At 55.9% G+C, this 23961-nt stretch carries 21 protein-coding genes; 5 read left to right on the plus strand and 16 right to left on the minus strand.

Features of this window, described 5'->3' with window-relative positions:
* Nucleotides 1–172: 172 nt before the first annotated feature.
* A complete protein-coding gene (locus RBB62_RS20310) occupies nucleotides 173–304 on the minus strand; it encodes a sigma factor-like helix-turn-helix DNA-binding protein (protein ID WP_425499897.1) in 132 nt (43 codons plus the stop codon).
* A gap of 105 nt (nucleotides 305–409) precedes the next feature.
* Between RBB62_RS20310 and RBB62_RS13485 the strand changes: the two genes are divergently transcribed.
* On the plus strand, nucleotides 410–1276 hold the full coding sequence (locus RBB62_RS13485; RefSeq protein ID WP_309399456.1) for a sulfotransferase family protein: 867 nt from the start codon (nucleotides 410–412) through the stop codon (nucleotides 1274–1276).
* 43 nt (nucleotides 1277–1319) lie between these two features.
* Here the strand turns inward: RBB62_RS13485 and RBB62_RS13490 are convergent, their stop codons facing one another.
* Nucleotides 1320–2468: a sigma-70 family RNA polymerase sigma factor gene (locus RBB62_RS13490; RefSeq protein WP_309399457.1), complete on the minus strand. Its 1149-nt coding sequence runs from the start codon at nucleotides 2466–2468 to the stop codon at nucleotides 1320–1322.
* A 233-nt stretch (nucleotides 2469–2701) separates the two neighbouring features.
* Here RBB62_RS13490 and RBB62_RS13495 point away from each other — a divergent pair, with 233 nt between their 5' ends.
* Entirely contained in the window at nucleotides 2702–3442 is a 741-nt protein-coding gene (locus RBB62_RS13495; RefSeq protein ID WP_309399458.1) for an exopolysaccharide biosynthesis protein, read from the plus strand.
* Here RBB62_RS13495 and RBB62_RS13500 read toward each other — a convergent pair.
* Entirely contained in the window at nucleotides 3416–5899 is a 2484-nt protein-coding gene (locus RBB62_RS13500; protein WP_309399460.1) for a heavy metal translocating P-type ATPase, read from the minus strand. The two genes, RBB62_RS13495 and RBB62_RS13500, sit on opposite strands and share 27 nt — an antisense overlap.
* Before the next feature lie 351 nt (nucleotides 5900–6250).
* On the minus strand, nucleotides 6251–8974 hold the full coding sequence (locus RBB62_RS13505) for a TonB-dependent receptor domain-containing protein (protein WP_309399461.1): 2724 nt from the start codon (nucleotides 8972–8974) through the stop codon (nucleotides 6251–6253).
* A gap of 86 nt (nucleotides 8975–9060) precedes the next feature.
* On the opposite strand from RBB62_RS13505, the gene RBB62_RS13510 reads away from it, so the two are divergent.
* The gene (locus RBB62_RS13510) at nucleotides 9061–9708 is read left to right on the plus strand and encodes a response regulator transcription factor (protein WP_309399462.1); all 648 of its coding nucleotides are present in this window, start codon (nucleotides 9061–9063) and stop codon (nucleotides 9706–9708) included.
* A gap of 10 nt (nucleotides 9709–9718) precedes the next feature.
* Here RBB62_RS13510 and arfB read toward each other — a convergent pair whose 3' ends face one another.
* The 3 genes from arfB to RBB62_RS13525 all read right to left on the minus strand — a co-directional run bounded on the left by arfB (nucleotide 9719) and on the right by RBB62_RS13525 (nucleotide 13677).
* A complete protein-coding gene (gene arfB / locus RBB62_RS13515) occupies nucleotides 9719–10129 on the minus strand; it encodes an alternative ribosome rescue aminoacyl-tRNA hydrolase ArfB (protein ID WP_343219094.1) in 411 nt (136 codons plus the stop codon).
* Nucleotides 10129–11592, minus strand: coding sequence for a hypothetical protein (locus RBB62_RS13520; RefSeq protein ID WP_309399465.1), 1464 nt, complete (start codon nucleotides 11590–11592; stop codon nucleotides 10129–10131). Before RBB62_RS13520 ends, arfB begins: the two co-directional genes overlap by 1 nt.
* 126 nt (nucleotides 11593–11718) lie before the next feature.
* Nucleotides 11719–13677 (minus strand): ATPase, T2SS/T4P/T4SS family, encoded by a 1959-nt coding sequence (locus tag RBB62_RS13525; RefSeq protein ID WP_309399466.1) that lies wholly within the window; start codon nucleotides 13675–13677, stop codon nucleotides 11719–11721.
* Between the two features lie 137 nt (nucleotides 13678–13814).
* On the opposite strand from RBB62_RS13525, the gene RBB62_RS13530 reads away from it, so the two are divergent.
* Together RBB62_RS13530 and RBB62_RS13535 are read left to right on the plus strand one after the other, a co-directional pair.
* Nucleotides 13815–14558 carry a helix-turn-helix domain-containing protein gene (locus RBB62_RS13530; RefSeq protein ID WP_309399467.1) on the plus strand — a complete coding sequence of 248 codons (744 nt, stop codon included), beginning with the start codon at nucleotides 13815–13817 and terminating at the stop codon, nucleotides 14556–14558.
* Nucleotides 14555–16060: a sulfatase family protein gene (locus RBB62_RS13535; protein WP_309399468.1), complete on the plus strand. Its 1506-nt coding sequence runs from the start codon at nucleotides 14555–14557 to the stop codon at nucleotides 16058–16060. The genes RBB62_RS13530 and RBB62_RS13535 overlap by 4 nt, the downstream gene beginning before the upstream one ends.
* An 84-nt stretch (nucleotides 16061–16144) precedes the next feature.
* Here the strand turns inward: RBB62_RS13535 and RBB62_RS13540 are convergent, their stop codons facing one another.
* The 9 genes from RBB62_RS13540 to RBB62_RS13580 form a co-directional block, all read right to left on the minus strand.
* Nucleotides 16145–16771: a bifunctional 4-hydroxy-2-oxoglutarate aldolase/2-dehydro-3-deoxy-phosphogluconate aldolase gene (locus tag RBB62_RS13540; RefSeq protein WP_309399469.1), complete on the minus strand. Its 627-nt coding sequence runs from the start codon at nucleotides 16769–16771 to the stop codon at nucleotides 16145–16147.
* Between the two features lie 19 nt (nucleotides 16772–16790).
* Nucleotides 16791–17579 carry a 3-ketoacyl-ACP reductase gene (locus tag RBB62_RS13545; protein ID WP_309399470.1) on the minus strand — a complete coding sequence of 263 codons (789 nt, stop codon included), beginning with the start codon at nucleotides 17577–17579 and terminating at the stop codon, nucleotides 16791–16793.
* A gap of 14 nt (nucleotides 17580–17593) precedes the next feature.
* The gene (locus RBB62_RS13550; protein WP_309399471.1) at nucleotides 17594–17965 is read right to left on the minus strand and encodes a four helix bundle protein; all 372 of its coding nucleotides are present in this window, start codon (nucleotides 17963–17965) and stop codon (nucleotides 17594–17596) included.
* 44 nt (nucleotides 17966–18009) lie between these two features.
* Nucleotides 18010–19161, minus strand: a complete 1152-nt coding sequence (locus RBB62_RS13555) for a Gfo/Idh/MocA family protein (protein WP_309399472.1) — start codon at nucleotides 19159–19161, stop codon at nucleotides 18010–18012.
* Between the two features lie 112 nt (nucleotides 19162–19273).
* Nucleotides 19274–20086, minus strand: coding sequence for a sugar phosphate isomerase/epimerase family protein (locus RBB62_RS13560; RefSeq protein ID WP_309399473.1), 813 nt, complete (start codon nucleotides 20084–20086; stop codon nucleotides 19274–19276).
* Between the two features lie 84 nt (nucleotides 20087–20170).
* Nucleotides 20171–20932, minus strand: a complete 762-nt coding sequence (locus RBB62_RS13565) for a sugar phosphate isomerase/epimerase family protein (RefSeq protein ID WP_309399474.1) — start codon at nucleotides 20930–20932, stop codon at nucleotides 20171–20173.
* A gap of 94 nt (nucleotides 20933–21026) precedes the next feature.
* Nucleotides 21027–22400, minus strand: coding sequence for a glycoside hydrolase family 88 protein (locus tag RBB62_RS13570; RefSeq protein WP_309399475.1), 1374 nt, complete (start codon nucleotides 22398–22400; stop codon nucleotides 21027–21029).
* A gap of 143 nt (nucleotides 22401–22543) precedes the next feature.
* Entirely contained in the window at nucleotides 22544–23080 is a 537-nt protein-coding gene (locus tag RBB62_RS13575; RefSeq protein ID WP_309399476.1) for a helix-turn-helix domain-containing protein, read from the minus strand.
* A gap of 434 nt (nucleotides 23081–23514) precedes the next feature.
* Nucleotides 23515–23907, minus strand: coding sequence for an ExbD/TolR family protein (locus RBB62_RS13580; protein WP_309399478.1), 393 nt, complete (start codon nucleotides 23905–23907; stop codon nucleotides 23515–23517).
* Nucleotides 23908–23961 lie beyond the last annotated feature (54 nt).

Consider the following 23961-nt stretch of genomic DNA (forward strand, 5'->3'; position numbering starts at 1 on the left):
AACAACCAAACGAAAATAGCCTGACACTTTAATCGACCAGACAGCACGATCTGTCAGATCAGATCGTGGCTACTACAGATTAGCGAGCCACGCGCTTCTACATCCTCTGCGCTACATCTTGTATAGCCTGCAAATCTCCAAATATCTCCAGCACGCTCCGCGTGCTGGCTGCCTACAGCGCGTTCATTTCCTCGTAAAGGGGGTAAAGGGGGTGGAGGACGCTTTCTAGCTTTTCGAGGGTGCGTTTCTCTCGTTGGGAGACCTGTTGGTGGCTGATGCCGACTTCCTGGGCGATCTCGGCAATGGGCCAGTCTGATGGCTTGGCTTAATTTTGTATATCAAAGCTCGAAAGCTGGGGGTGGATTCTTTACGGATGTCCTGAAATCGACGAAACTGCACTACACACTCGATGAGCACTGAAATGAATCAACCCAAGTCTTCGCTGGCTGGCCCGCCGCAGGCCGATGAACAGCAAATACAGGACATCTCCGCGATGGTGCGTGCGCTCAAGCCACGGATCAAACATGATCGCTTTCCCAATTTGTTTGTGATCGGGCCACAGGGGACGGGCACTACTTGGGTGCATGTGAATTTGGCTGCGCATCCGCAAATCAAGATGTCGGCGAAGAAGGAGCCGCATTTCTTTGTCGAGCATCGTTTGTTGGAGTACCTCGGGCGTGAAGATGAGCTGAATTTCGACGAATATAATGCGCTGTTTCATCGCTCTTGGCGTGAACGCTTTTTTGGGCCCAGGCCCTTCATCTTAGGTGAGTCGACTGCCTCCAGTGCATGGCAGCGCCCGTTTATGATCGATTTGATCCTGGAGTGCATTCCCGACCTGAAGTGCGTCATGCTGGTCCGGAATCCGGTGGATAAAGTGTGGTCCAACTTTCGCCGTAAAATGATCAGCCATGGCGGCTATGCATCACTCGACGAAGTACCCACAGATGAGGTTGACGCATTTCTCCATGACGCTCACCAGCTTCGGGCAGCACGATTTAGCGAGCTGATTGAAAACTGGGAAAGTCGGCTGAAGCCGGGAAACCTTTTTGTGGGTCGCTTCGATGACATAGCCGAGCATCCCAGGGAGCTGTTGATGGATCTCTACCGTTTTCTCGGTGTAGAGGCAGACGAGCGCTTTATCCCAGATTCGGTGAAAAGCAAAGTCCGCGTTAGCGAGAAGCGCGAATTGGAAGAACCTTGGAAAAGCAAGCTAAGCGCAATTTTTGCAGACGAACACACAAGACTCAAAGAGAGATACGGCTACACGTGGTAAACGTGGGTTAAAGAAAATCTAGCAACTTAACGAGATACACGCCTTACAACGCGTTCATTTCCTCGTAAAGGGGGCGGAGGACGCTTTCTAGCTTTTCGAGGGCGCGTTTCTCGCGTTGGGAGACCTGTTGGTGGCTGATGCCGACTTCCTGGGCGATCTCGGAAAGAGTCCATTGGCGGTTGCCCTCGTTGAGGCCGAAGCGCAGGGCGAGGACTTCTCGCTGCTTGTCGGTGAGCTCGCTCATCAGGCCGCGCAGGGCGGCGTGGAGGTCTTTGCGGGAAAGTCGTTCGTGCGGGTCCTGGGCAAGGTCGTCCGCCAGTTGGCGCGGTGCTTCGTCGTCGCCGGTGGGGGCGTCGAGCGGCACGCCGGGGTGCAGGAGTTCGTGGAAGGGGCTGAGCTCTTCCTTGGTGCGCGGAGCGGGGTCGCCGGGGCGCTTGGTTTTCTTGTCGTCTTCGCCGCGGCGCTGGGCTTCGTTGCCTTCGCGGAGAAGGCGCGAAGCGAGGTTGATCGGCACATGCACGGGGAAACGTTCGCCCATGAGGTAGTTGCGGATCTGCCGGGTAATCCAGGTGCGCGCGTAGCTGCCAAAGGAGGCACCGGAGTCTTCCACCTTGTCAATGGCGTGGATGAGGCCGAGCGAGGCTTCCTGATAGGCGTCGGACCGCTGACCGGGGTCGAAGACCTGACGGTTGACCAGCTTGTGCAGCAGGGACTGATAGCGGCGGAAAAGAATGGTTTGCGCTTTCTTGTAGCGATTGTGCTCCAGCTTCATGCGGGAGAGGAGGCGCTCCTTGAACTCCAGCCACTCGCTGAAGTTGAGGGTTTCGCCCATAGGTTCTTCGAGGCCGTCGAGGGCCCAGATGCGCGCAATGCGCTTGGCCTGGCTGGAGGGGAAGCGGCCGCGGTATTGCGCGATGACCCACTGCGCGAGCTGCTGCTTGTATTCGACGAGGAGGCTGTCGAGCAGGGATCGCAGGTTGATGCCGCGGCGGGGCAGGGGGAGGGAAAGATCTTCGAGGCCGGGCTGGTATAGCGCGTCCCAATCCGGCACATGGAGTAGGTAGTCTACCTGAACTCGGTGGCGGGAAATGGTCTTGCGGCAGAGGCGCTCGCTGACCTGCTCGTCCTTACTTTGGACACGGCCCAACCCACTCATCAGATGCGGGCGAACAGACCTGTCTTCGACGCTCATGTTTCTAGGGTGGGTTGATTATTGGGTGGCGATCAGCAAGCTCGCCAAGGTTTCGATGTGAGAATTACGTTCTAAATGTAAGGAAGGCGTTGCCTTTCTGGCTTTTATAATGCATCGAGAATCGATCACAATGCCACACTGAAATTAGGGTTCGAGTAAATTAGTAGATCTTCTGAATATATCACCTTACCCGCGCTAATTGCCGAAATTTTTCAAACTAATAACAATTTCACATGCAGGATAACCATAAAACCAGTCTCTGCGAAGCGCTTGCCCGCTTCCGCGCCATGGATGAAAAGCGCAGTTATTCGATTGGCGAGATTTTGCAAGCAATTGATGAAAAAGGGTTTGGGCTAGTTCTAGTGATCCTGAGCCTGCCCAGTGCACTGCCGGTTCCGGCGGCTGGATACAGCACGCCATTTGGACTGGCGATGCTGGCAATTGGGATCCAAATGCTCCAGGGAAAGCACTCTCCATGGCTTCCGGAGAAGGCAAAAAACATCAGTTTGCCGCAAAGTTTTTTCCAAAAAATGATCTCCGGGGCTACGAAATTTCTCGGTTTCTTGGAGCGTTTCATCCGTCCGCGGCTGCGTGGAGTTACCAAAACTAATGGGCGGCGGGCGCTTTCGTTCCTGGTGATTTTGATGGCTTGCCTGATGACTTTGCCCATTCCCGGGACGAATACCTTCCCGGCTTTTGTCATCTTCCTGATCGGCGTTTGCCTGAGTGAGGAGGATGGGCTGGTGGCGCTGGCGGCAATGCTCGCCGGGGTGTTAGCGGTGGTGATTTACCTCGTGGCGATTTACTTCCTGATCCACTTCTTCCAGGAATACGGCTGGGGGGGCATCAAGCACTTTTTGGACTTGGTGAAAGACTTCGTGAAGGACCTGATCGGCATGGGCGACGGTGCTATGGCCACCGACCCGAGCCTACCTGTTGACCAGAGCCTACCCGCGGAGGCGCAGACCTTTTAAACGAAGTGCATTGGTGATCACTGAGACCGAGCTGAGGCTCATCGCGGCGGCGGCGATCATGGGGCTGAGCAAAATGCCGAACAGCGGGTAAAGAATCCCGGCGGCCACGGGCACGCCCACGCCGTTGTAGATGAACGCGAAAAACAGGTTCTGCCGGATGTTCTTCATGACGCCCTGGCTCAGCGCGCGCGCCTTGACGATGCCGACGAGATCGCCCTGAACGAGCGTGACGCCCGCGCTTTCCATCGCGACATCGGTGCCGGCGCCCATCGCGATGCCGACATCGGCCGCGGCGAGGGCAGGGGCGTCGTTGAGACCATCACCCGCCATCGCGACCTTTTCGCCGGCCTGCTTGAGACGCTGCACTTCGTCGTGCTTGTCGGCGGGTTTCACGCCCGCCTGAAAGTCGTCGATGCCAACTGCTTGGGCAACCGCCTTCGCGGTCTGCTCATTGTCGCCGGTCATCATGATGATCTTGAGGCCCTGCGCGTGGAGCTGGGAAATGGCGTCTTTGGTCGTCGGCTTGATCGGATCGGCAATCGCAATCAGCCCCGCGAGGCTCCCGCCTTGCGACACCCAGATGACGGTCTTGGCTTCCTGCGCGAGGGCGTCGCCCTTGGCTTTTAGTTGATCGTTGGTGGACGTGTCTTTCGTGACGAAGTCCAGGCGGCCGATGCGGACTTCCGCGCCGTCGATTGTGCCGAGCACGCCGTCGCCGGTTTCGGAGTCGAAGTCGCTGACATCAGCCAGCGCTATGCTACGGTTTTCCGCGCCACGGATGACGGCCAATGCGAGCGGGTGCTCGCTTTGCTTTTCGATGCTGGCGGCGAGCTGGAGGACCGTGGATTCGTCGAAGCCGTCGGCGGCCACGATGTCGGTCACGTCGGGCTTGCCCTCGGTCAGCGTGCCGGTCTTGTCGACAACGAGCGTGGTGACCTTCTCTAAAGTTTCAATGGCCTCGGCGTTCTTCACGAGCACGCCTTCGTGCGCGGCGCGGCCGACGCCGACCATGATGGAAATTGGAGTCGCTAGGCCGAGTGCGCAGGGGCAGGCGATGATCAGCACGGCGACGGCGTTGATCAGCGCGTAGGCGAGCTGCGGCGAGGGGCCAAACGCAGCCCAGCAAATGAACGAAATCACCGCGACCGCGATGACCGCCGGCACGAAGATGCCCGCGACTTTATCGGCCGTGGCCTGGATCGGCGCGCGGCTGCGCTGGGCCGAAGCGACGAGGCTCACGATGCCGCTGAGCAGGGTGTCGCCGCCGACCTTTTCCGCCTCCATGGTGAAGGAGCCGCGCTGGTTGAGCGTGCCAGCGGTGACGGCGTCGCCCTTGGCTTTCTTGATTGGGTCGGGCTCGCCGGTGATCATCGACTCATCGACTGCGCCGCTGCCGTCGAGCACCTTGCCGTCGACGGGCACCTTGGCGCCAGGCTTGACGCGGAGGCGCTGGCCAACGGTTACTTCTTCGAGCGGGACTTCGCGCTCTGTGCCGTCCTCGCCAATGAGAATGGCAGTGTCTGGCGTCTGGCTCATCAGGAGCTGGAGTGCTTCGCCGGTCTTGCCGCGTGCGCGGGCCTCAAGCATTTGACCGAGTAGGACGAGCGAGATAATGACGGCGGCCGACTCAAAGTAGATTGGCGCATGGCCGTCCATTTTGAATTCCGCGGGCAGCAGATGCGGCGCGATGACGGCGACCGTGCTGAAGATAACCGCTGCGGCGACGCCGATCGCGATCAGCGAGAACATGTTGAGGTTCCAGCTGATGATCGACTTGTAGCCGCGGATGAAAATGAATCCGCCCGCCCAGGTGAGCACGGGGATGGTTAGCGCGAGCTGTAGCCAGCCGTTGGCCGCCGAGTGGAAAAACGCGATGTCGCCCATGCCGGGAATCATCGGCAGCATGGCGAGCAAGAAGACAGGGATCGAGAAGAGGAGCGAGCCGTAGAAGTGCTTGCTCATGTATCGATACTCGGAGTCGTCGACGACGCCGGTCGGCTCCTTGGGCTCAAGCGCCATGCCGCAGATGGGGCACTCGCCGGGGCCCTTTTGCTCGATCTCGGGGTGCATCGGGCAGGTGTAAATCGCATTCGGATCGGCGGGGCCGCTTTGCTTCTTGGGCGTGTGGCCGTGGCAGCAGGAATGTTCGCTGTGTTCGTGCTCACCATGATCATGCCCACCGCAGGAAGAATGCTCCTTGGTGGCGGGATCTTCGTGGCAGCACGACTTTTTCTCCTGCTTCGGTTTGCTACCGCAGCAGGCATGTTCCTCGGGCTCTGGCTCCTGATGGCAGCAGTCGGATTTCTCCTTAGGCTTTTCGTGGCAGCAGGAATCTTTTGATTCTTTAGGGGGTGCGTCGTGGTTGTGTCCGCCGCAGCAGGAATGTTCGCCGTGGTCGGCGTGATCGTGGCCTTCGTGTTCCTTGGAACTGTGCTGGTGTTTGTGTTCTGAGCCCATGACGCCCATCACTCTTATTTCATCGCCCCGATTGCGCAAGAGTGGACAAAGCCTTAAAAATGATTCGTCGTCGAATACGGCGAAATGTAGTGCAAAGAAGCTAGAGATTAAGTTTCACACCGAACCATCCAGCTTCAACCCCGCTTCAATGAATGGAGATTGATATATCTTTTCTCGTTTTGGAAAGGCTACAGCCAGTAGTCGCATCGTTTTCTGAACCACAAATCAACTTCATTCGAGCAGTGCGATCAATTCCGACAGGCTGCTACGCCTGATGATCAGCCACGTAAATGCGGCATGGTCGCTTGAGCTTGCCCCTTGAATCGGCGTACTGCTTCATTTGGGTGCCTACTAAAACTTTTTGCTGACTGATCCAAAGACAAAGCGATTACGGATTGTGTAAAGCGAGGTGTCATAGCCATCGGCATAGGCACCGGCTGCAAATGGCGGGCTGGTATCGAAGACATTGTCCACGCCCACCGTCAAGGTTAGGTTTCTCAGTAGCATGTTGCTACTGTCTTTGAAGTCATAATTTGCAACCAAGTTTACTGTCGTGTAGTCGTTGACACGACGAGGTTGGTTGCCTGCGGTGAAATTAGGGTCGTCGTTATATGAGTCGATGTATTGCACGGTTACGCCCAAGGATGCATCGTAAACGTAGGCAAATACGCTGGCTAGGCCACGCCAGCGGGGGATGGCACCAGGGCTGAGGTTATTCGTGCGTTTGTCTATGTAGTTGCCTAAAAAGTTCAACTCGCCTACGCCGGGAACAACGGCGTCGTAGCTAAGGACTTGGTTGGCAGTGAGAGTCGTGACGACCGTTACCGCATCGGTGAAATCATGCGAGTATTCAATGGTATAGTCCATACCTTGGGTGGTTAAGCGGGATGCATTGAAGAACTGGGAATTGACGAGCAGGATATTTCCAGAGCTATCGCGAATGACTTCGGTTGGCGAATTTTGATTGAGGGTAAACTGGGCGCCGTTAGCGATGGCGTTATCCACGTTGACATAATAGTAATCCACTCGGAAAGTTAGCCCATTGACAAACTCTGGCTTCCAGATGCCGGAAGCGTTCCAGCTTTGGGATACTTCTGGTTCTAGGTAGGGATTGCCTTGAATTAGTGTGGGGATCGCGGTTCCTGGCGGCGTGATGCCTGTAGGGTCCACGAGAATGGGATAGTCAAACACGCTACTGGAATAGGATTCGAATAAAGTAGGCGCACGGAATCCGGTGCTATAGCCGGCGAGTAGTGTTAGCTGTTCGACAGGTTTGATGCTGATTGCGGCATCCCAGGAGAAGTTGTTGTAATGATTGTTGGCGTCGAGAGACGTTTTGGGGTCTACACCTTGGTCGGAGAAATCTTCGTAGCGGAACCCCAAGTTTAAATCGACTTGCTGTAGCCCCAGGATTTTATGGTGCTTGGAGATGATGGGAACGTGCGTTTCGTTGAAAATGGCAAAAACGTTACGTTTGCCACTGAATGGCTGAGTAAACCCGGTGGCGCCAAGGTTCTGATAACTTGCCCAGAGTGAATCGGGATTCACATCAATGCTCTCGTAGCGATATTCGGCGCCGATAGCGCTAGTCAAATCACCAGCTGGCAGCTCAAATAGGCTTCCTGACACTTTTCCATCATAAGAAAACAGGTTTTCAAAGTACTTGTTCTTGGCGGTGGTTGCGGCTGCGCGCAAAGCGGTCGCATTGTCGAATGCGATACCGCCATTGACGCCAGTTGTCGAACGTGCATAGGGGTTGAATTGTCCGCTGTTGATATAAGGAATTAGCAATCTGGCGTCGGCAATGCCACTGACGGTGACATCTGCGGATGTTTGAGTGTATAGCGCTGCGGTATCCCATTCCCAGCGGTTATCGATCAAGCCGCGAGCACCGCCTACAGTGCGGACTGCATTGCGATCTATGTCGTTGGTCAGGTTGCCCAATTCAAAACTCCGATAAGAGACGCTGCTAATGCTGGCGGCGGGCACGGGCGCATGGGGACTATTGACGACTGCATTGAATAACGAAGTGCCGGGCGTAGGGCTCCAAGGAGCAGGGGCGTATACACTCTCGAATGTGTTGTAAGCGTAAAGGACATCACCATATAGTGTTACCCAGTCGGTTAAATCGTGCTCAATCGCGGCATAAGCGTTGGTGATTTCCTGTGCTGGTATGTCCGCCGAATATGCGTTGTAATTGAAAGAGTCGGTGTTGTGATTATAGGGTACATAGCTCGCCGCGCTGGTGGGAAATGGGACACCTGGCGCCAAAATACTGACTTGCGGGGTTCCCCCGACTTGAATCGTGGCGCGCCCAGGGAAGGTGCTACTGCCTCGATTGACGCCACCTCTTGAGCTATAATCCGTCGAGGCTGAAAGCGAACGGTCTCGCGCCCAGACTGCGCGCTGATCATAGAAGCTACCGAGGACAGTCAAATGGGTGTCTTCATCGAGCTTGAAGCCAGCCTTTAGTGAATATTGCTGGGTTTGACCTCCGCCATCAGTCGTGTCGCCATACAGTGCATCCACCTCAACGCCTTCGAAGCGACGGATTAGGTCTACGTTGATAGCGCCCGCGATTGCGTCAGAGCCATAGGTGGTGCTGGCGCTTTGCTGAAGGATATCAATGCGGTTGATTGCCGACTGGGGAATTAAGTTCAGGTTGGCAAAACCACCTGGTTCCAGCCAAAAGGCGCTGTTTCCACCCGCGCGACGACCATTGATCAAATTCAGGGTTCTTAATGTGCCAACACCGTGTATATTGGGCGAGGAGGCTCCACTGCTGTCGTTGTTGTTCGCAGTATTCATTGCCCCGAAGATCATCGGCTGTAGGCGCAGCGCTTCAATTGGACGTTGTATGCCCATCAGTTGCATGTCCTCAGCACTAAGAATCGTGATTGGCTTGATTAACTCGCTTTCATGTGGGATAAACAGTGACCCAGTGAGATATACCGGCTCGAGCTCATACAACGGCTCGTCTGGTTGCTCGATTTCGGGTTCTTCCGCGAATAAGTAACCAGTAACACTACACAAAGTCAGGATGAGCGTGCGTAGTAAAAAGTTATGAAGGGGCATTAGGGGATGAATATTCATTGCTGCTACGAGAAAAAATGGGCGCAATTCCTTGTGTATTGCAGATAGAATACAATATAAGAAATATCATGAACGTAATTGTTGTCGAGGACCAGAGTTTATTCCGTCAGTTGATCGTGAAAATGTGTAGCGAGAAGTTTAATGTAGTCGGAGAGGCTGGTAGCGGGCAGGAGGCTCTGGATATCTGTCGGGAGACAAAACCGGATATTTTGCTATTGGATATTCGTATTCCTGAGCCAGATGGCATTTCTGTGGCGGAAACCTTAATTGAGGAGCAGTCCTCGCTGAGAGTTTTAGCTGTATCCGCCAAACTGGACAGCGTGACGGTCTTTAGGTTGTTGAAGTCTGGGGTGCATGGTTATGTGAATAAGTTCAGTGATGAATTAGATACCGTGATGCGAGCGATGGATGCTATCGCTCGTGGTGAGCCGTATTTTTCTGAATCATTTGCCCAAGTTAAAGAAGAAATTAGGAAAAACCCCCTAGCTTTTCACAAGATATTGAGCAACAAGGAATTAGAGTTGTTGCCTATGTTCTCTAAGGGGTTGGACGACGGAACAATAGGTCAGTTGGTAACTCTTAGTGATAAAACTGTGCGGTGGCACCGCCGGAATGTGATGAAAAAACTGGAACTCCATGCGACCACGGAATTGATGCGGTACGGCATTGCTCAGGGGTTTTGGGATATTGAGGAAGCGACTGGTCTGGAAAACTAATCGAAGTACCCTAGTCGAGCTTGCGCCGCAGTGCTTTCTTCTCGCCGTGCTGCTTTTTTTTGTCGACTCGCCTGATCTGCGATCCGCGAGTTGGCTTGGTTGCGCGACGCTTTTTCTGAACTTTTGTTGCCGCGAGGATAATTTCTCGTAACCGCTCCAATGCGATGGCTTTGTTGGTCTCCTGAGAACGGGTGTCTTGGACTTTAATCACAATCGCGCCATCTTCGTTCATCCGGTGGTCACGGTGTCTGAGTAAGCGCTCTTTATAGAAGTCGGGCAGTGAGGACTCTTTTACATAGAAGAAGAGCTGGGCCGCAGTGGATGTCTTGTTGACGTGCTGACCGCCGGGCCCCTGAGCGCGCACCATGTTCCATTGGATTTCATGGGCCGGTATCGTGACTCTGGCGGAGATTTGCAGCATCATTCAGGGTAGGACACCGCAGTGGAGAAGACGGACGCTGGCAACCCTTCTTTGTTGTAGAGGTTGCCTGTCGGGTGCCCGAAGACTCCGTAGCGAACATATCTGGGGTCGCTTATTCCGCTTTCGATGATGACTTGATCATCGGAGATCTCTGCGGACTTTGCCCATTCCCAAGTGCGACCGTCGCTGGAAACTGCGAAACCTTCCAAATCGCCGTCTTTCGCCATTAGGCCACTACCTACGTCGGCAAATGTAATGATGCATTGACCGCCACTGAATTGGGCATCCTTGAGGCGGGGGCCACGGAATACGAGCTCTTCGTGCAACGCCAGTCCGCGCGCCGCCAGGGCGAGGCGTTCGCCAACTGGCTCCTTGATCGGCGGGTGAATATCCTTTTTGCCTGACTTTTCGCCGGTGTCGATGGTAACGATCATGGCGGAGTTCTGTAATCGGCCAGACCGATCAAGCGCGTCAAAGGCACCATTGAAATTCGGGTCGCCCCAGGGTTGTTTGGCATCCTTGGGGCCGCCATTGGGTGGAATTTGCACATAGAGGAAGGGCATGTCATCCCGCCCCCAGGCGCTGCGATAGGTTGTGGCCACAATCTCGGTTTCCTCGGCGCTCGTGCCGCTGCAGTAAAAGATGATGCCGCTCACGGGCAAGCCGACGATAGGCTCCACAAATGGGTGGTAGAGTGCGCCGATGCGCTCGTTTTTTCGTTGGTCAGAATACTCACGCGCTCCTTCGCCGGACTTGTGATAGCTGTGGCTCTCGGCCTCAAAATCGGCCAACCACTCAAGATTTTTCTCCTTCGTTCCGGGGGGAAACGCCTTTTCGTATATGCTGCGCTCGATCCACATGTAGCCCGGGCTGCCACCCCAGCCACTTTTGATTAAGCCGACGGGAATCCCGGTCTCACGCTGAAGTGCACGTGTGAAATAGAAGCCTACCGCTGACTGTTTGCCGGCAACTTGGGGTGTCATGATTTTCCAGCCGCGTGCTTGAACATCTTTTGCGGGATCCAGAGACGGCTTGTCGTATAGGCTATTGATCCTGACTAAGGGAAGGTCGGATTCGGCTGCAACAGCCTTGCCATTCACGGTTTTCTCTAATGGGAAACCTACATTCGAGCGGCCAAAGAGCACCCAAAGCTCACCGATTAGAATATCGTCGAGTGTCAGCGAGCTTGAGCCCTCGATGGTCATCTTCTGCCCCTCGGCGTTGGCTGATTGGGCCGGGAGCTCGACGCGCCATTCTCCGTCGCTGTTGGTCGCCGTCTTCGCACTTGTGCCAGCGAAGTTTACCACGACTTCTTGGCCGGGGTCATCAAAGCCCCAGACCAGGATTGGCATGTCACGCTGGAAAACCATGTGACTGCCATAAAGTGTGGAAGTCGACGTTTTGGCGGACAGAATTTGCGTGATGATCAGGGCAACGACAAGGGCGATCAGGGGGGATCTCATGAATCAATATTGCCTGGGTCTTACGCTTGATTAAAGCAAAAAACACCATTTCGGATGGTTGGAGTATCTTTGCTGCCATTAGGCGATTTTCGCCTCAAAGCAATCGGGGCGTTGGCTTTCTATTTCCTATAGAGCCCCAACTTCCGGTGATTCTGGGAAAACGCCGAGAATTGCCGCGGGGGATACGAGCTGCTCCAGCAGAAGGTAGCGCGCGTAACGCTTCATGCCGACAAAGTTTGTTGCATTGAGCCGGGATTCCATTTCTTGGCTGGTGGCCAGGGATTCGATTGCGTCGCGTACCGAGTCGTCGACCGCCAACGCCTCGAACAAACCAACCCGACCGCGTTCTGCGGGCTGATCCGGGCTGATCGATACGCCGCGTCGCAAGGCGTCGGTCGGTTCATCGAGCACGCCAATTTTAATCAGGCGGGTCAGTTCGCTGTCGTCGATAGGAACGGGTTGGGCGGCAGCAGGATTGAGTTTTGGCAGCAGCCTTTGGGCGATGACGCCATTGAGCGCCGCGGCGATCAGATAGGGTTCGGCTCCGAGTTTACGCAGCCGTGCTACAGCCTCTGCCGCATGCTTCGTGTGCAGAGAAGAGAGAACATTGTGCCCGGTGATAGCCGCTTCCAACGCGATGGAAGCCGAGTGCTCATCGCGGATCTCGCCAATTAGAATCACATCGGGGTCTTGACGCAAAAGGCCACGTAAGACGGTGGGAAATGTCAGGCCAACTTGCGTCAGGATTTGGGTTTGTGTCGCAAAGTCGAGGCGCTGGTCAATGGGGTCTTCTGCGCTGACAATATTGAGTAGTCGGTTGTCCTCCCAGATGCTGCGTAGGCCAGCGTAGAGCGTCGTCGTCTTACCGGAGCCTGTCGGGCCCGTGACGAGCGTTAGCCCTGCTGCGCGGGTAAAGAGCTCCGTGGCCAGGGCATGAACTCGCTCACTGGTGATGATCTGGTTTAAATAATGCAGCTGCGCGCGTGGATCAAGTAAGCGCATCACGGCTTTCTCACCATGCTGACTGGGCATGAGGGATAGGCGGGTGTCGATTTCGAGATCTTCGGCTTGGATGACAAAGTTGCCGTCCTGTGGCAAACGGCGCTCCGCGATGTCGAGATTGCCTAAGACTTTGATCATCGAAATGACCTGACGGACCAAATTTACGGGCACGTCGTTTCGCAGAGGTAGCAAGCGACCATCGATGCGCGCGCGCACATCCAGTCGCCCGCGCTTGGGCTCGAAATGGACATCGCTGGCCTTCAGTGCGATGGCTTCACGCAAAGCATCTCGCAGAACTTTGGCTGCTTCGTTATGTGAGATGTCGATTGCCTGCCCATCGGGACCCCGGAAGTCGAGCGCAACTTCAGCAGGGGGCTTCGCGCGAAAGCCGTGTTGGACTTGCATGCGGTCGACGAACTTCTTCATCTCGTCAGCGGTTGTTGCGGCAAATTCCGGTTTGAGGGGCTGGAGCGCCTGTTCGAGGAAATTGCGCTTCTGCGCATCGTCCGGGTCGACCATGACAATGGTCACCCGCTCTCCCTCATGTTCGATGGACATGGCATCGCAGGCCTTGGAAACCTCCGGTGGAATCAGTTCGAGCGTTTCCTTGGGAGGGTGGGCGTCTCCGAGTTTGATGAAAGCCACCGAGGATCGTTGCCGTGCGCCTTCCTGAACATAGTTGGCCAATGCCTGGCAAAGCTTGAGGGATAATTTGGGCGACTGCTCGCACTGGGCCAGAAATGCACCACGCCTGAGTGAAAGTAGTTTACCCGATGTTGACGCACGAACGGAAGCCGAGCGCTTTTTACCGGAGATCAGCGCGATTTCGCCAAAGTAATCTCCCTCCTTTAGTTGGCCAATCTGCTTTTCGAAACCAAGCGTTTTCTGACTGAGAAAAACTTCGAACTGCCCCTCAAGTATGATGTGTAGTTCGTCTCCATCGTCGCCTTGTTCCACGATGAGCTCACTGTCTTCGACGCTACGCAGTTGGCAGGCCTGAGCCAAGGATTGAAGTTCGGGGTCACTCAGCTCGCGGAATAAGTGCACATCGCGAAGCCGCTGCACAATTTTGGTGGGGCTCATGCACGGTAAGCTAGTCTTATTCTACTCATCACGGCAAAGCAAAAGCGGGTGCTTTTCGTCAAAGTTTTGCAGTGATTTCTAAGGTTGACGTAAAAAACAAAATTTCTTTTATGAAATAAGTATTCTATATATGAAACATGGAATCGCTTGTTAAAGACACTGTTAAGACCGAGGCTGCTCCTGCGCTGACGCGTGGGTTAGAGCTCTTAGCTCTGTTGGCTCGGGATGGCCAGAGCTCGCTGGAAACGTTGGTACGCAAAACCGGCTGGCCCAAGTCGTCACTTTGGCGATATTTACAGGCGCTGGAGTCGATCGGTGCCGTACGTCAGGATTTTGAAAGCAAGCGATGGGAAGCGCTACAGGTGCTGCGCTCGGTCGATAGTGCGACTGGCGGGGCCTTGGAGTCGACCCGGTCGCTCTTGCCGCAGTGGGCAGCCGAGACGGAATGTTGCACCGAACTTTATCGGGTTCAAGGCAACCAACTGATCCTTGTTGATCGAGCTGAGCCGGAAGATGGCATGGTGGCGATAAAGGCTCGGATCGGGTTTGAGCGTGATCTCACCGAGCTCGATGCAACAGCTCTCGTTTTCTTTGCATTTCAAAAAGAGTTCAGCAATGTGCCTAAATACTGGTGCTGGCACGAGGGGCGATGTCAGCGTATTGGAGCGCGTGTGGCGTCGATGCGTGTTCAGGAAGCGAAAGCGCAAGGCTATGCGCTGGACAATGATTTTAATGAGAATGGCTTTCGTCGCTTTGCCAAGCCGATTTTAGACGGGGAGCAATTACTCGGCGTTTTGGCGGTCGTTCAGCGTCAAACTCCACGCGCTGAGCGCGAGAAAGTTCAGATTTTAAAAACCCTCAAATCCAACCCGACACTATGAATATCCTCTATATCGATATCGACTCGTTGCGGCCTGATCACATGGGCTGCTATGGTTACCACCGTAAGACTACTCCCAACATCGACGCCCTAGCGGCCGAAGGCCTTCGCTTTACTAACTGCTATGCGCCGGACGTGCCTTGCCTACCCAGTCGTACGGCGATGACCACAGGTCGCTTTGGCATTCACACGGGCGTCATCAATCACGGCGGTGTTGCCTGTCAGCCGTTCATTTGGGGCGAGGATCGTCAGTTTTTCTGCAACATGACACAGCCGAATTGGGCTTCGCAGTTTCAGTCCAATGGCTACCATACAGTTGCCTTCAGCCCGTTTGCGCAGCGTCATGGCGCTTGGCATTGGTATGCCGGTTTCATGGAAATCCACAATACTGGCGGCGGTGGCCAGGAAACGGCCGACGTGATCGCACCGCAGGTTACGGATTGGCTGGAGCGCAAAGGTGGCGACGATAAGCCGTTTTTCATGTGGCTCAATGTATGGGACCCGCACACGCCTTATCGCACACCGCTTGATTACGAGAATCCATTCAAGGATGAACCCATTCCTGAATGGTATACCGAGGAAGTTCGCCAAGAGCACTGGAAGCAAGCTGGACCGCATTCCGCTCAAGAAGTGAACGACTATGTCCCCGCACCCAAATGGCTGCTCGACGGTCGCGATGCGGTGAAGGAGCGTCAGCCTGACAGCATCCACGATATGGAGCAGGCCAAGCGCATGTTCGATGGCTATGACTGCGGCGTGGCTTACGCGGACTACTATGTGGGCAAGATCATCGAGTCGCTAAAGGAACAGGGGTTGTATGAGAACACCGCCATTATCATCTCAGCGGACCACGGGGAGAACCTCGGCGAGCTGAACGTCTATGGCGACCATCAGACCGCCGACCAATTTACTTGCAACATTCCGATGATCGTTCGCTGGCCGGGAGTCACGGATGACCGCGCAGGCGAATCCGATGATCGCCTCTTGTATTCACTCGATATGGCCGCGACCTCGCTGGAGCTTTCCGGCATGGAAGTGCCCGACGTGTGGGACGGCCAAGGCTTTGCGCAGAACCTGAGCGAGCCGAACAAGGCGCATCGCGACAACTTGGTCACCTCTCAGGCTGCATGGTGCTGTCAGCGTGCGGCACGTTGGGATGACTACATCTGCATCGAGACCTATCACGACTCCTGGCATGACTACCCGGATTTGATGTTGTTCGATTTGGCCAATGATCCGCACGAGCAAAACAACCTTGCAGATTCCAATCCTGAGCTTGCCGAGAAGGGCAAGGCGATGATCGCCAAGTGGAAGCAGGAAATGATGGAGAAGTCCCGCTACGACGTCGACCCGATGGATACCGTGCTCAGCGAAGGTGGCTCCTTGCACTCGAAGACGGACCCGGTAGCCTACCTGAAGCGTTTGCGTGAAACTGGTCGCGGCGAAGCGGCTGATCGCCTTGCCGCGAAGCACGGCGTTCAAGAGCCGGCGCCAACTGCGTAAACTCTCTACCGCAAAGTAACTTTGTAAAGCAAAGCGCCCGGGCATCATGCCCGGGCGCTTTTTAGTTTGAGTGGTAATAAAAGCTTAAGCTTCGGATGCTTTGGCGAGGGCTTCCTTGACTTGCTGCGTAATGGAGGACCAGTCCTTGTTGGCTATCTGGTCCTTCGTTGCGAGCCAGGAGCCGCCGATGGCGAAGACTTCCTTCATCGACAGGTAGTCGAGCATGTTGTCGAGCGACACGCCGCCGGTTGGGCAGAACTTCACGCCAAGGTTGCCGTAAGGGGCGGTCATTGCCTTGAGTAGTTTCGGGCCGCCAGCTGCGCCAGCGGGGAAGAACTTCAAGCGCTTGCAACCAGCCTTGTAAGCAGCCTGGATGTCCGTGGGCGTCATGATGCCCGGAATGAACGGCACACCTTGCTCCTTGAAGTAGGCGATGGTTTCGGGATCGGTGCCCGGGGCCAAGCCGAACTTACTGCCAGCGTCGATCGCGCGCTTGGCTTGCTCCGGCGTAACCACCGTGCCAGCTCCAACCAGCATTTCAGGGAAACGCTTGGCGATGCGCTCGATGGCTTCAGCGGCGGCGGCGGTGCGGAAGGTGACCTCGATGATGTTGAGGCCGCCAGCGATCAGCGCTTCGGCGAGTGGCTCGGCGTCGTCAGCGTTGTCGATGACGATAACCGGGATGACTGGGAATTGATCTAAGTCTGCCATGATATCTATTGGGTTTGATTTACAGACGCGGCATCGTGAGGGCGCCGTCAATCATAATCACCTGACCGGTCGAGTAGGGGAAGTCGCCCTTGGCGAGCGAGCCCACTGCTTTGCCGATGTCTTCCGGGAAGCCCCAGCGCTTAGTGACACACAGGCCATCGCCGATCAGCTTATCATACTTATCAGTCACGCCACTAGTCATGTCGGTCTTGATGACGCCCGGGCGAATTTCGTAAACCGGAATGTCATACTCGCCGAGACGCGCGGCAAACAGCTGAGACATCATGGCGATGCCAGCCTTCGATACGCAGTACTCGCCGCGGTTGGTCGAAACGACGGTTGCCGAGATTGAGCCCACGTTGATGATCGTGAAGAACTCGTCCGCGTTGGCGGCCTTTTGCTCGATCATCCAGTTGGCCGCAGCCTGGCTGAGGAAGTAAGGGCCCTTGACGTTGGTGCCGACGACATAGTCGAAACTTTCTTCGGTGGCTTCCAGGATGTCCTTACGCTCCTTTGGCGCGACGCCCGCGTTGTTCACGAGGACGTTGAGCTTGCCGAAGCGTTCCTTGATCTTACCGAGCATCGCAGCGCGGGCATCGGCCGAACCGATGTCGCCCTGGCAGTAAAGCACCTCAGCGCCGAGCGCCTTGAGCTTTTCGATCGGCTCGCTGACGGCGGACTCGTCGCGCATCCCATTGATGGCGACATTGAATCCGAGTTCCGCAAGCTTGGCGGCGCAACCGAAGCCGATTCCACGCGAACCGCCGGTGACTAGCGCGACGGGCTTTGAAGAATTTTCAGTAGTCATATTTCAATTATCAATTATCGATTGGATTTTGCGGTCTTTATTGACGCATTGATGATTCGGCTGAGTTCTCCGACTTCGCTGAGTAATGAGCTCGTGGCTGATGTGTTGCCGATATTTCTTCGACTTAGCATCTTGAGCCAGACTTGGGTCTCGTTTAGTTCCTTGATGACTATCTTGAGCTTATGGACGAAGTCTTGTCTGCTTTCCGCTCCGCGTGCCTCGGCAAAGTTCGGAGCTGGCGATGTTCCTGCTCTGAGCAATTGCTTGCCGATATGAATGCCTGCGAAACTCTTCGGTAGTGATTCAGTGAAGCCGATAATATCAGCGCCGAAATCAATCAGTCGGTTTTCAATTTGGTCAGCCCATTGTTGCTTTGCATCGCTCATGAACTGACCACTGAAAATTGAAAACCGACAATTGACAATTTCTATTACGCCTTCAGTTCCGGGAGGTCCAACCAGCGACGTTCCTCGCTGCTCTTGAGGCCGTATTCTGCGAGCTGCACGCCCTTGGCGCCTTCGAGCAGGTTCCAGCGGAACGGCTCGTCGAGCACGACGTGGCGCAGGAACATTTCCCACTGAATCTTGAAAGCGTTGTCGTAAGTTTCCTGTTCCGGAACCTTCTGCCAGCCGTCAAAGAAATCGATGGGCTGCTTGATGTCGGGGTTCCAAACCGGGCGCGGCGTGTTGCCGTAGTGCTGGGTCCAGACGTCGCGCAGGCCGACGATGGCGCTGCCCTTGGTGCCGTCTACTTGCATGGTCAACAGGTCGTCGCGGCGAACGCGCACATTCCAAGAGGAGTTGAAGTGGCAGATGACGCCGTTTTCGAGCTCGAAGGTCGAGTAGGCGGAGTCGTCGGCGGTGCACTTGTAGGGCTTGCCTTCTTCGTCAATGCGCTCGGGGATGTGTGTTGCGGCGAGGCAGGACACGCTCTTGACGGAACCGAAAAGGTTGTCGATCACGTAGCGCCAGTGGCAAAGCATGTCGATGATCATGCCGCCGCCGTCTTCCTTGCGGTAGTTCCAGGACGGGCGCTGCGGCGGAACGGTGTGACCTTCGAATACCCAGTAGCCGAATTCGCCACGGACAGACATGATTTCGCCAAAGAAATTGTTTTCCACGAGGCGCTGGAACTTTACGAGACCCGGCAGCCAGAGCTTGTCCTGGACAACACCGTTCTTCACGCCGGCGTCGCGGCAGATTTCGTAGAGCTTGTAAGCATCTTCGGTGGTGATGGCGGTCGGCTTTTCGCAGTAAACGTGCTTGCCGGCGGCGGCAGCCTGCTTGACGGCGTCGAAGCGGCGCAGCGTGCTCTGAGCGTCGAAGTAGATCGGGTATGCCGGATCGTTCATGACCTCGTCGAGGTTCGTCGTGTACTTCGTGACGGAGGTCTGGTCGATGAGGGCCTTTAGCTTCACTTCGTTGCGGCCAACGAGGATCGGGTCGGGCATGATGACTTCGGTCGGGGAGACCTTAACGCCGCCTTGCTTGATGATCGCGTCGATGGAACGAAGCAGATGCTGGTTGGTGCCCATGCGTCCGGTGACGCCGTTCATGATGATGCCGATACGGTGAGTTTTCATAAGGATTTGGTTAATTGTCAGTGGTCGATTGTCAGGGGTCAGTTATCGATTCCGTAGGGGTGATTTGTGCTCACTGAAAATTGATAACCGATGGTTGAAAATTGATAATTGCCTAAACGTGCTGCTTGTAGGCGCTGATGATCTTTTTGAGATACTCGTCCTGGTCAGTTGCCCAGTGGCGGGTGGAGAAGACTTCGACTTCGATCGGGCCGTCGAACCCGGTGGCTTCAACGAGCTCGCGAATACCGCGGTTGTCGATGCAACCTTCGCCCATGAGGCCGCGGTCGTTGAGCATGTCGGCGGTGGGGGTCATCCAGTCGCAAACGTGGAAGCCGATGATGCGCTTGCCCGCGCGCTTGATTTCCTGTTCGAGCTGCGGGTCCCACCAGATGTGGTAAACGTCGGCCGCGATGCCGACCCACTCGTCGCCGAGTTGGTCGATCATGTCGTTGCACTGGCCGATGGTATTCACGGCGCTACGGCAGTCGGCATACATCGGGTGGAGCGGTTCGATGGAAAGCTTCACGCCGACCTTGCTCGCGTGGTCGATCAGCGAGCCGATGCCTTCGGTGATCTGCTTGCGGTTTTCGGTGATGCTCAGCTCGGGCTTCGCGCCACAAACGAGCACGACTTGCGGGGCGCCAACGGCGGCAGCTTCGTCGAGCGCCTTGATGTTGTCATCGTACGAGGCCTGCTTTTCGGCGGCGTTGAGATATGGGTAAAAGCCGCTGCGGACGAGCGACACCGCCTTGAGGCCGTGGTCGTCGAGCATCTGCTTGGACTCGGCCAGTGGGCGGCCGTCGAGCCATTGACGCCAGAGGCCAACGCCGGGCACACCGGCGGCGGAATACTTGGCGCAAGCCGTAGGGAGGTCCCAGGGCTTGGTGGTCATCGTGTGGATGGCAAGTCGGTCGAGGTTGTCCATTGTATAAAATTGTTTGTCACGAAAAGGCACAGAAAACTCAAAATGTAGTTAGGTGTTTTTGTGTTCTTTTGTGCTTTCTTGTGGCTATGAATCTGCGATTAGTTGCTTGAGGACCTTGGCGTCGGCCCGGAATTGGTCGGGCGTATCGCCAGCGACGAATTCCGTGATAATGTAGCGGTCGCCTTCGGCCTGCTTGATGAGCTTCAGGTATTCGGTCCACGCGGCAATGCCGTCGGCGAGCGGCAGCTTGTCGTTCCAACCGCCGGGGCCCCAGTGGAAGCAATGCACATGCGACATGACGGGGAGGGCGGCCTTGAGCTGGACCAAGTCGTCTTCCAGCGTGCCGCCAGAGCGCGGCTGCCAGTAGAGCTTGAGCTCGGGCAGGCCGACTTCGGCGAGCAGCTGGTGCGCGGAAGCCTGCGTGTCGGTCAAGGTGTTGCCGTGGTATTCGAGCGCGATGGTGATGCCCGCTGCGGTTGCCGCGGTGACGGCTTTGCGCAGCGACTCAGCCACCTCGGCGCGGTAGGCAGCGTCGGCCACATCCGAACCTTTACGACCAGCCCAAACGCGGATCACCGTGGAGCCGAGAGCTTGCGCGGTGGCGAGGTCGTCATCGAAGGCGCCGGCTTCTTCATCGCAACGGTAGTAAGAACCGTAGGACTGGCAGTCGATGCCGGCGGCGTCGCACTTTGCCTTGATTTCCTTGGCGACTTCGATTTCGCCGGGCTTTGCGTGAACGTCGCCGCCCCATTCAATGCCGTCGATGCCGCACTCTTTGACGAGTGCGATGATTTCATCGACGGACAATGGACGGAAGGTGATAGAAGTGAGGCCGGTGCGAAGCATAGGTGTGTAAGTCTGTAGGTGTGCAAGTGTGTAAGTTGTTTCGGTGTTTTACTTATGCACCTACGCACTGACACACTTACGAACCGTTATTTTCTTAGGCCCAGAAGGTGTAATACGGCTTATTCTGAATCAGGCGCTGCAGGTAAACCGCCAGCTCCATGGCGTGGTAGTCGCCCCACATGGAGGACTCGCCGCGGGCGGCCTTGCCGGCTTCGGGCTTGTGGTCCCAGCCGTTGGGCTCGTGGTAAATGGAGTGCAGGATGAGGCCGTGGTGCTTCGGGTCGGTCGAGAGGTAAGGCTCGCTGAAGAGGCTGGACGCCATCTTGATGCCGGCCTTGGTGTATTTCTCGGCGTTGGCGGTGTCGCCCTTGGCTTCGAAGTATTTGCCGAGGCGGAACATGCCTTGCGCGCTGATCGCGGCGGCGGAGCTGTCGACGGGCTCGTAGGCGTTGTAAGGATCGGCCGGGCGGTCCATGTAATCACCGAGCAAGTGGAGCTTTGGAGCACCGGTGTCCCAGTAAGGAATGCCGCAGACGGGCGTGTTTTCGATGCAGTGGTCGGCTGTCGCGGTGGCACCTTTCAGCATCATGCTTTCAATGGCTTCGCGGCCACCGAACTCGGCGAGCTCTTCGTCGGAGAATTCCTTGAGCAGCTCGAGCTCTTCGGCGAAGCCAACGATGGCCCAGGATTGACCACGGGTCCAAGTGCTGAACCCGGTGTAGCCTTGCTGGCTATTCGGGCAGCGGTAGGCGCCGTCCTTGGTGTTGAAGATCGCTTCGTGCGTGGTGCGTCCGCGCTCGTCGTAGCTGTCGCGGCCTTCGCCGTAGAACACGCTATACTTCGCGGTGGACTCGATGTGCTGTAGCGCGCGGTCGAGCAGGTTGATCGGCTTGTCGCCTTCGCCCATGAGCACGTGGCCGAGGCGGTGCGCGACCATCAAAATGCGGCAGCTGCGGATCGTATCGACGAAGAGCGAGTGCGGTCCGTTGAAAGAATGGATGAAGCCGCCGCCCTGACGGTTGGTCCAGCGGGCAGCCTGCACGGCGCCGGAGACCTTGATCGCGAGCTCGTAGAAATTGCGCTCCCACTCGTTCTCGGGGATGCGGCCTTCGAGCATGAGGCGGCGCAAGTTGCCGTAGGTCGACAAGTTGTTAAAGCCGTGGTCGTGTACACCGATGTGGCTCACGTGGTTGGCCATCTTCGAGACGGTGCGCTTGCGGCCGGAGGCGAGGCTTTCCTCGTCGCCGGTGGCGTCAAAGTGGAGCACGGAGATGCCGTAGCGGAAACCCTCGGTCCATTCGGTCCAGCCGCGGGTGGTGTATTTGCCTTCGACGGTGAAAACGGGCGAGCCCTTGGCGTCGTCGTATTCGGCGTCGATGGCCGCGATCTTGGTCTTGGCCAGGTCGAAGAATTGATTGAGCTGCGGCTCGAGGGACTTGAGTTCGGGAGCGGAGTTTAAGTCGATCATAGGGATTTAAAAGTTCGTAGGGTTCGTAGGTGTGTAAGTTCGTAAGGTTGGGGATGTGGTTTGGTTGGCCGCCAAGAGGCGCAAAAAAACTCAAAATTGGAGACGGGAAGTTTTGTGTGTTTTGTGCTTCTTTGCGGCGATTCTTAAAAGCGGTGTGCCTTGTTGAGGTGGATGATAGTGATTTCGCTGTCTTCCAGGATTTCGTAAGTGTGCTCCAACGCGGCGTCGAACTTGAGCGCCTGGCCGGGCTCAAGCAGGTGCTTTTCGCGGGGGAGGTTGATCTGCATTTTGCCGGACTTGAGCCAGCAGATTTCAAAGTCGTCGCCGTGGGCTTCGGGCTTGGACAGCTGCGAACCGGCCTTCGCTGTGGCCTGGTAGCACTGGATGCCCTTGAAGTCGACGCGGTCGAAGTCGAACGGACCGCTGGTGTAGCTATCCTGATCCTTCTTTGTGGCCGAGCAGGATTCGGCGAGGTTCAGCAGATCGGTGGCGGAGAGCCCAAACACCCGCGCGAGGCGGTAAAGGGTGTCGAGCTCGATCATGTTCTGGTTGCGCTCCAGCTTCGACAGGCCGGCGATGGTGATGCCACAGAGCTTGGAAACATCCTCCAACGTCATGCCCGCCCGCTTACGCATGTCGCGGACAATGGAGAAATCGAGTGTGGTTTCGTTGGAGGCCATGAGTAAATGCAACTGAAAGCTAAAAAAGCAGCTATATTTTGCTTTTCAAGCTAAAAATGGTGGTATTTTTGTGCCAAGCGCTAAAAAGGGAGACGTTTTTATCTCAATGGATAATTTTATGCCTGAAAACGCTGGCGCTTCTGATTGAGCCATAATGGTCATGCATGACTGAACCTAGCCGGTTGTTGGATACGCATAAGTTGCTGTATTGCAGTAACGTAGCCTCGGTTGTTGGTCCTTACGCCCACGGACGTAAGGGGCCTACGTCCCGGGACGTAACTATGCTACGTCCACGGACGTAAATGGGCTACGTCCACGGGCGTAACCACCAACACCAGTGGGTGTGTCGACGCAACACACGGGCATGAGTTACCCCAACACCAGTCTGGAGTTGGGGCGAAACAGGGAGGGGTGCCGACTGAATAGACGTTCGGTTAGCGCGCCTGAAGCCGGACTTTGCCCAGCTCGACCTTGTTGGATTCATCCATCACGAAGGTCACGTATTTGAGCGGCACGTCTTCATCGGCCTGGACGAGGATGTTCGGCTTTTGCTCCTGCTGAGCGGCCTCGGCGAAGGCGACTTTGATTTCGTCTTCGGTAATCTTTTCGTTGTTCAGGAAGTATTCGCCTTCGGGGGTGATGCCCACGACGAGCTGGTCGACCTCTCCGGCCTTGCCCGCGGTTTCCATCTTCGGCGGGGTGATGTTCAACACGTTGAGGTTGCGAAACTGCATCGTCATCAGGAAGAAGAAAATGAGCACGATCAGCACGTCGATCAACGGCACGATGTTGATCTCGGCTTTGCGGCGTGGACGGAGGCGTTTCATGAGAAGGAGGAAAAAGTAAAAAGGAAAAAGATTAAAGTTTCAGAGTGGTGAATT

Source organism: Cerasicoccus maritimus, from assembly GCA_031296935.1.
GTDB lineage: Bacteria > Verrucomicrobiota > Verrucomicrobiia > Opitutales > Cerasicoccaceae > Cerasicoccus > Cerasicoccus maritimus.

Excerpts from the sequence above, each read along its gene's own strand:
- RBB62_RS13485 (WP_309399456.1), top strand. The coding sequence starts at position 410 with ATGAGCACTGAAATGAATCAACCCAAGTCTTCGCTGGCTGGCCCGCCG.
- RBB62_RS13490 (WP_309399457.1), bottom strand. The coding sequence starts at position 2,468 with ATGAGCGTCGAAGACAGGTCTGTTCGCCCGCATCTGATGAGTGGGTTG.
- RBB62_RS13495 (WP_309399458.1), top strand. The coding sequence starts at position 2,702 with ATGCAGGATAACCATAAAACCAGTCTCTGCGAAGCGCTTGCCCGCTTC.
- RBB62_RS13500 (WP_309399460.1), bottom strand. The coding sequence starts at position 5,899 with ATGGGCTCAGAACACAAACACCAGCACAGTTCCAAGGAACACGAAGGC.
- RBB62_RS13505 (WP_309399461.1), bottom strand. The coding sequence starts at position 8,974 with ATGCCCCTTCATAACTTTTTACTACGCACGCTCATCCTGACTTTGTGT.
- RBB62_RS13510 (WP_309399462.1), top strand. The coding sequence starts at position 9,061 with ATGAACGTAATTGTTGTCGAGGACCAGAGTTTATTCCGTCAGTTGATC.
- arfB (WP_343219094.1), bottom strand. The coding sequence starts at position 10,129 with ATGCTGCAAATCTCCGCCAGAGTCACGATACCGGCCCATGAAATCCAA.
- RBB62_RS13520 (WP_309399465.1), bottom strand. The coding sequence starts at position 11,592 with ATGAGATCCCCCCTGATCGCCCTTGTCGTTGCCCTGATCATCACGCAA.
- RBB62_RS13525 (WP_309399466.1), bottom strand. The coding sequence starts at position 13,677 with ATGAGCCCCACCAAAATTGTGCAGCGGCTTCGCGATGTGCACTTATTC.
- RBB62_RS13530 (WP_309399467.1), top strand. The coding sequence starts at position 13,815 with ATGGAATCGCTTGTTAAAGACACTGTTAAGACCGAGGCTGCTCCTGCG.
- RBB62_RS13535 (WP_309399468.1), top strand. The coding sequence starts at position 14,555 with ATGAATATCCTCTATATCGATATCGACTCGTTGCGGCCTGATCACATG.
- RBB62_RS13540 (WP_309399469.1), bottom strand. The coding sequence starts at position 16,771 with ATGGCAGACTTAGATCAATTCCCAGTCATCCCGGTTATCGTCATCGAC.
- RBB62_RS13545 (WP_309399470.1), bottom strand. The coding sequence starts at position 17,579 with ATGACTACTGAAAATTCTTCAAAGCCCGTCGCGCTAGTCACCGGCGGT.
- RBB62_RS13550 (WP_309399471.1), bottom strand. The coding sequence starts at position 17,965 with ATGAGCGATGCAAAGCAACAATGGGCTGACCAAATTGAAAACCGACTG.
- RBB62_RS13555 (WP_309399472.1), bottom strand. The coding sequence starts at position 19,161 with ATGAAAACTCACCGTATCGGCATCATCATGAACGGCGTCACCGGACGC.
- RBB62_RS13560 (WP_309399473.1), bottom strand. The coding sequence starts at position 20,086 with ATGGACAACCTCGACCGACTTGCCATCCACACGATGACCACCAAGCCC.
- RBB62_RS13565 (WP_309399474.1), bottom strand. The coding sequence starts at position 20,932 with ATGCTTCGCACCGGCCTCACTTCTATCACCTTCCGTCCATTGTCCGTC.
- RBB62_RS13570 (WP_309399475.1), bottom strand. The coding sequence starts at position 22,400 with ATGATCGACTTAAACTCCGCTCCCGAACTCAAGTCCCTCGAGCCGCAG.
- RBB62_RS13575 (WP_309399476.1), bottom strand. The coding sequence starts at position 23,080 with ATGGCCTCCAACGAAACCACACTCGATTTCTCCATTGTCCGCGACATG.
- RBB62_RS13580 (WP_309399478.1), bottom strand. The coding sequence starts at position 23,907 with ATGAAACGCCTCCGTCCACGCCGCAAAGCCGAGATCAACATCGTGCCG.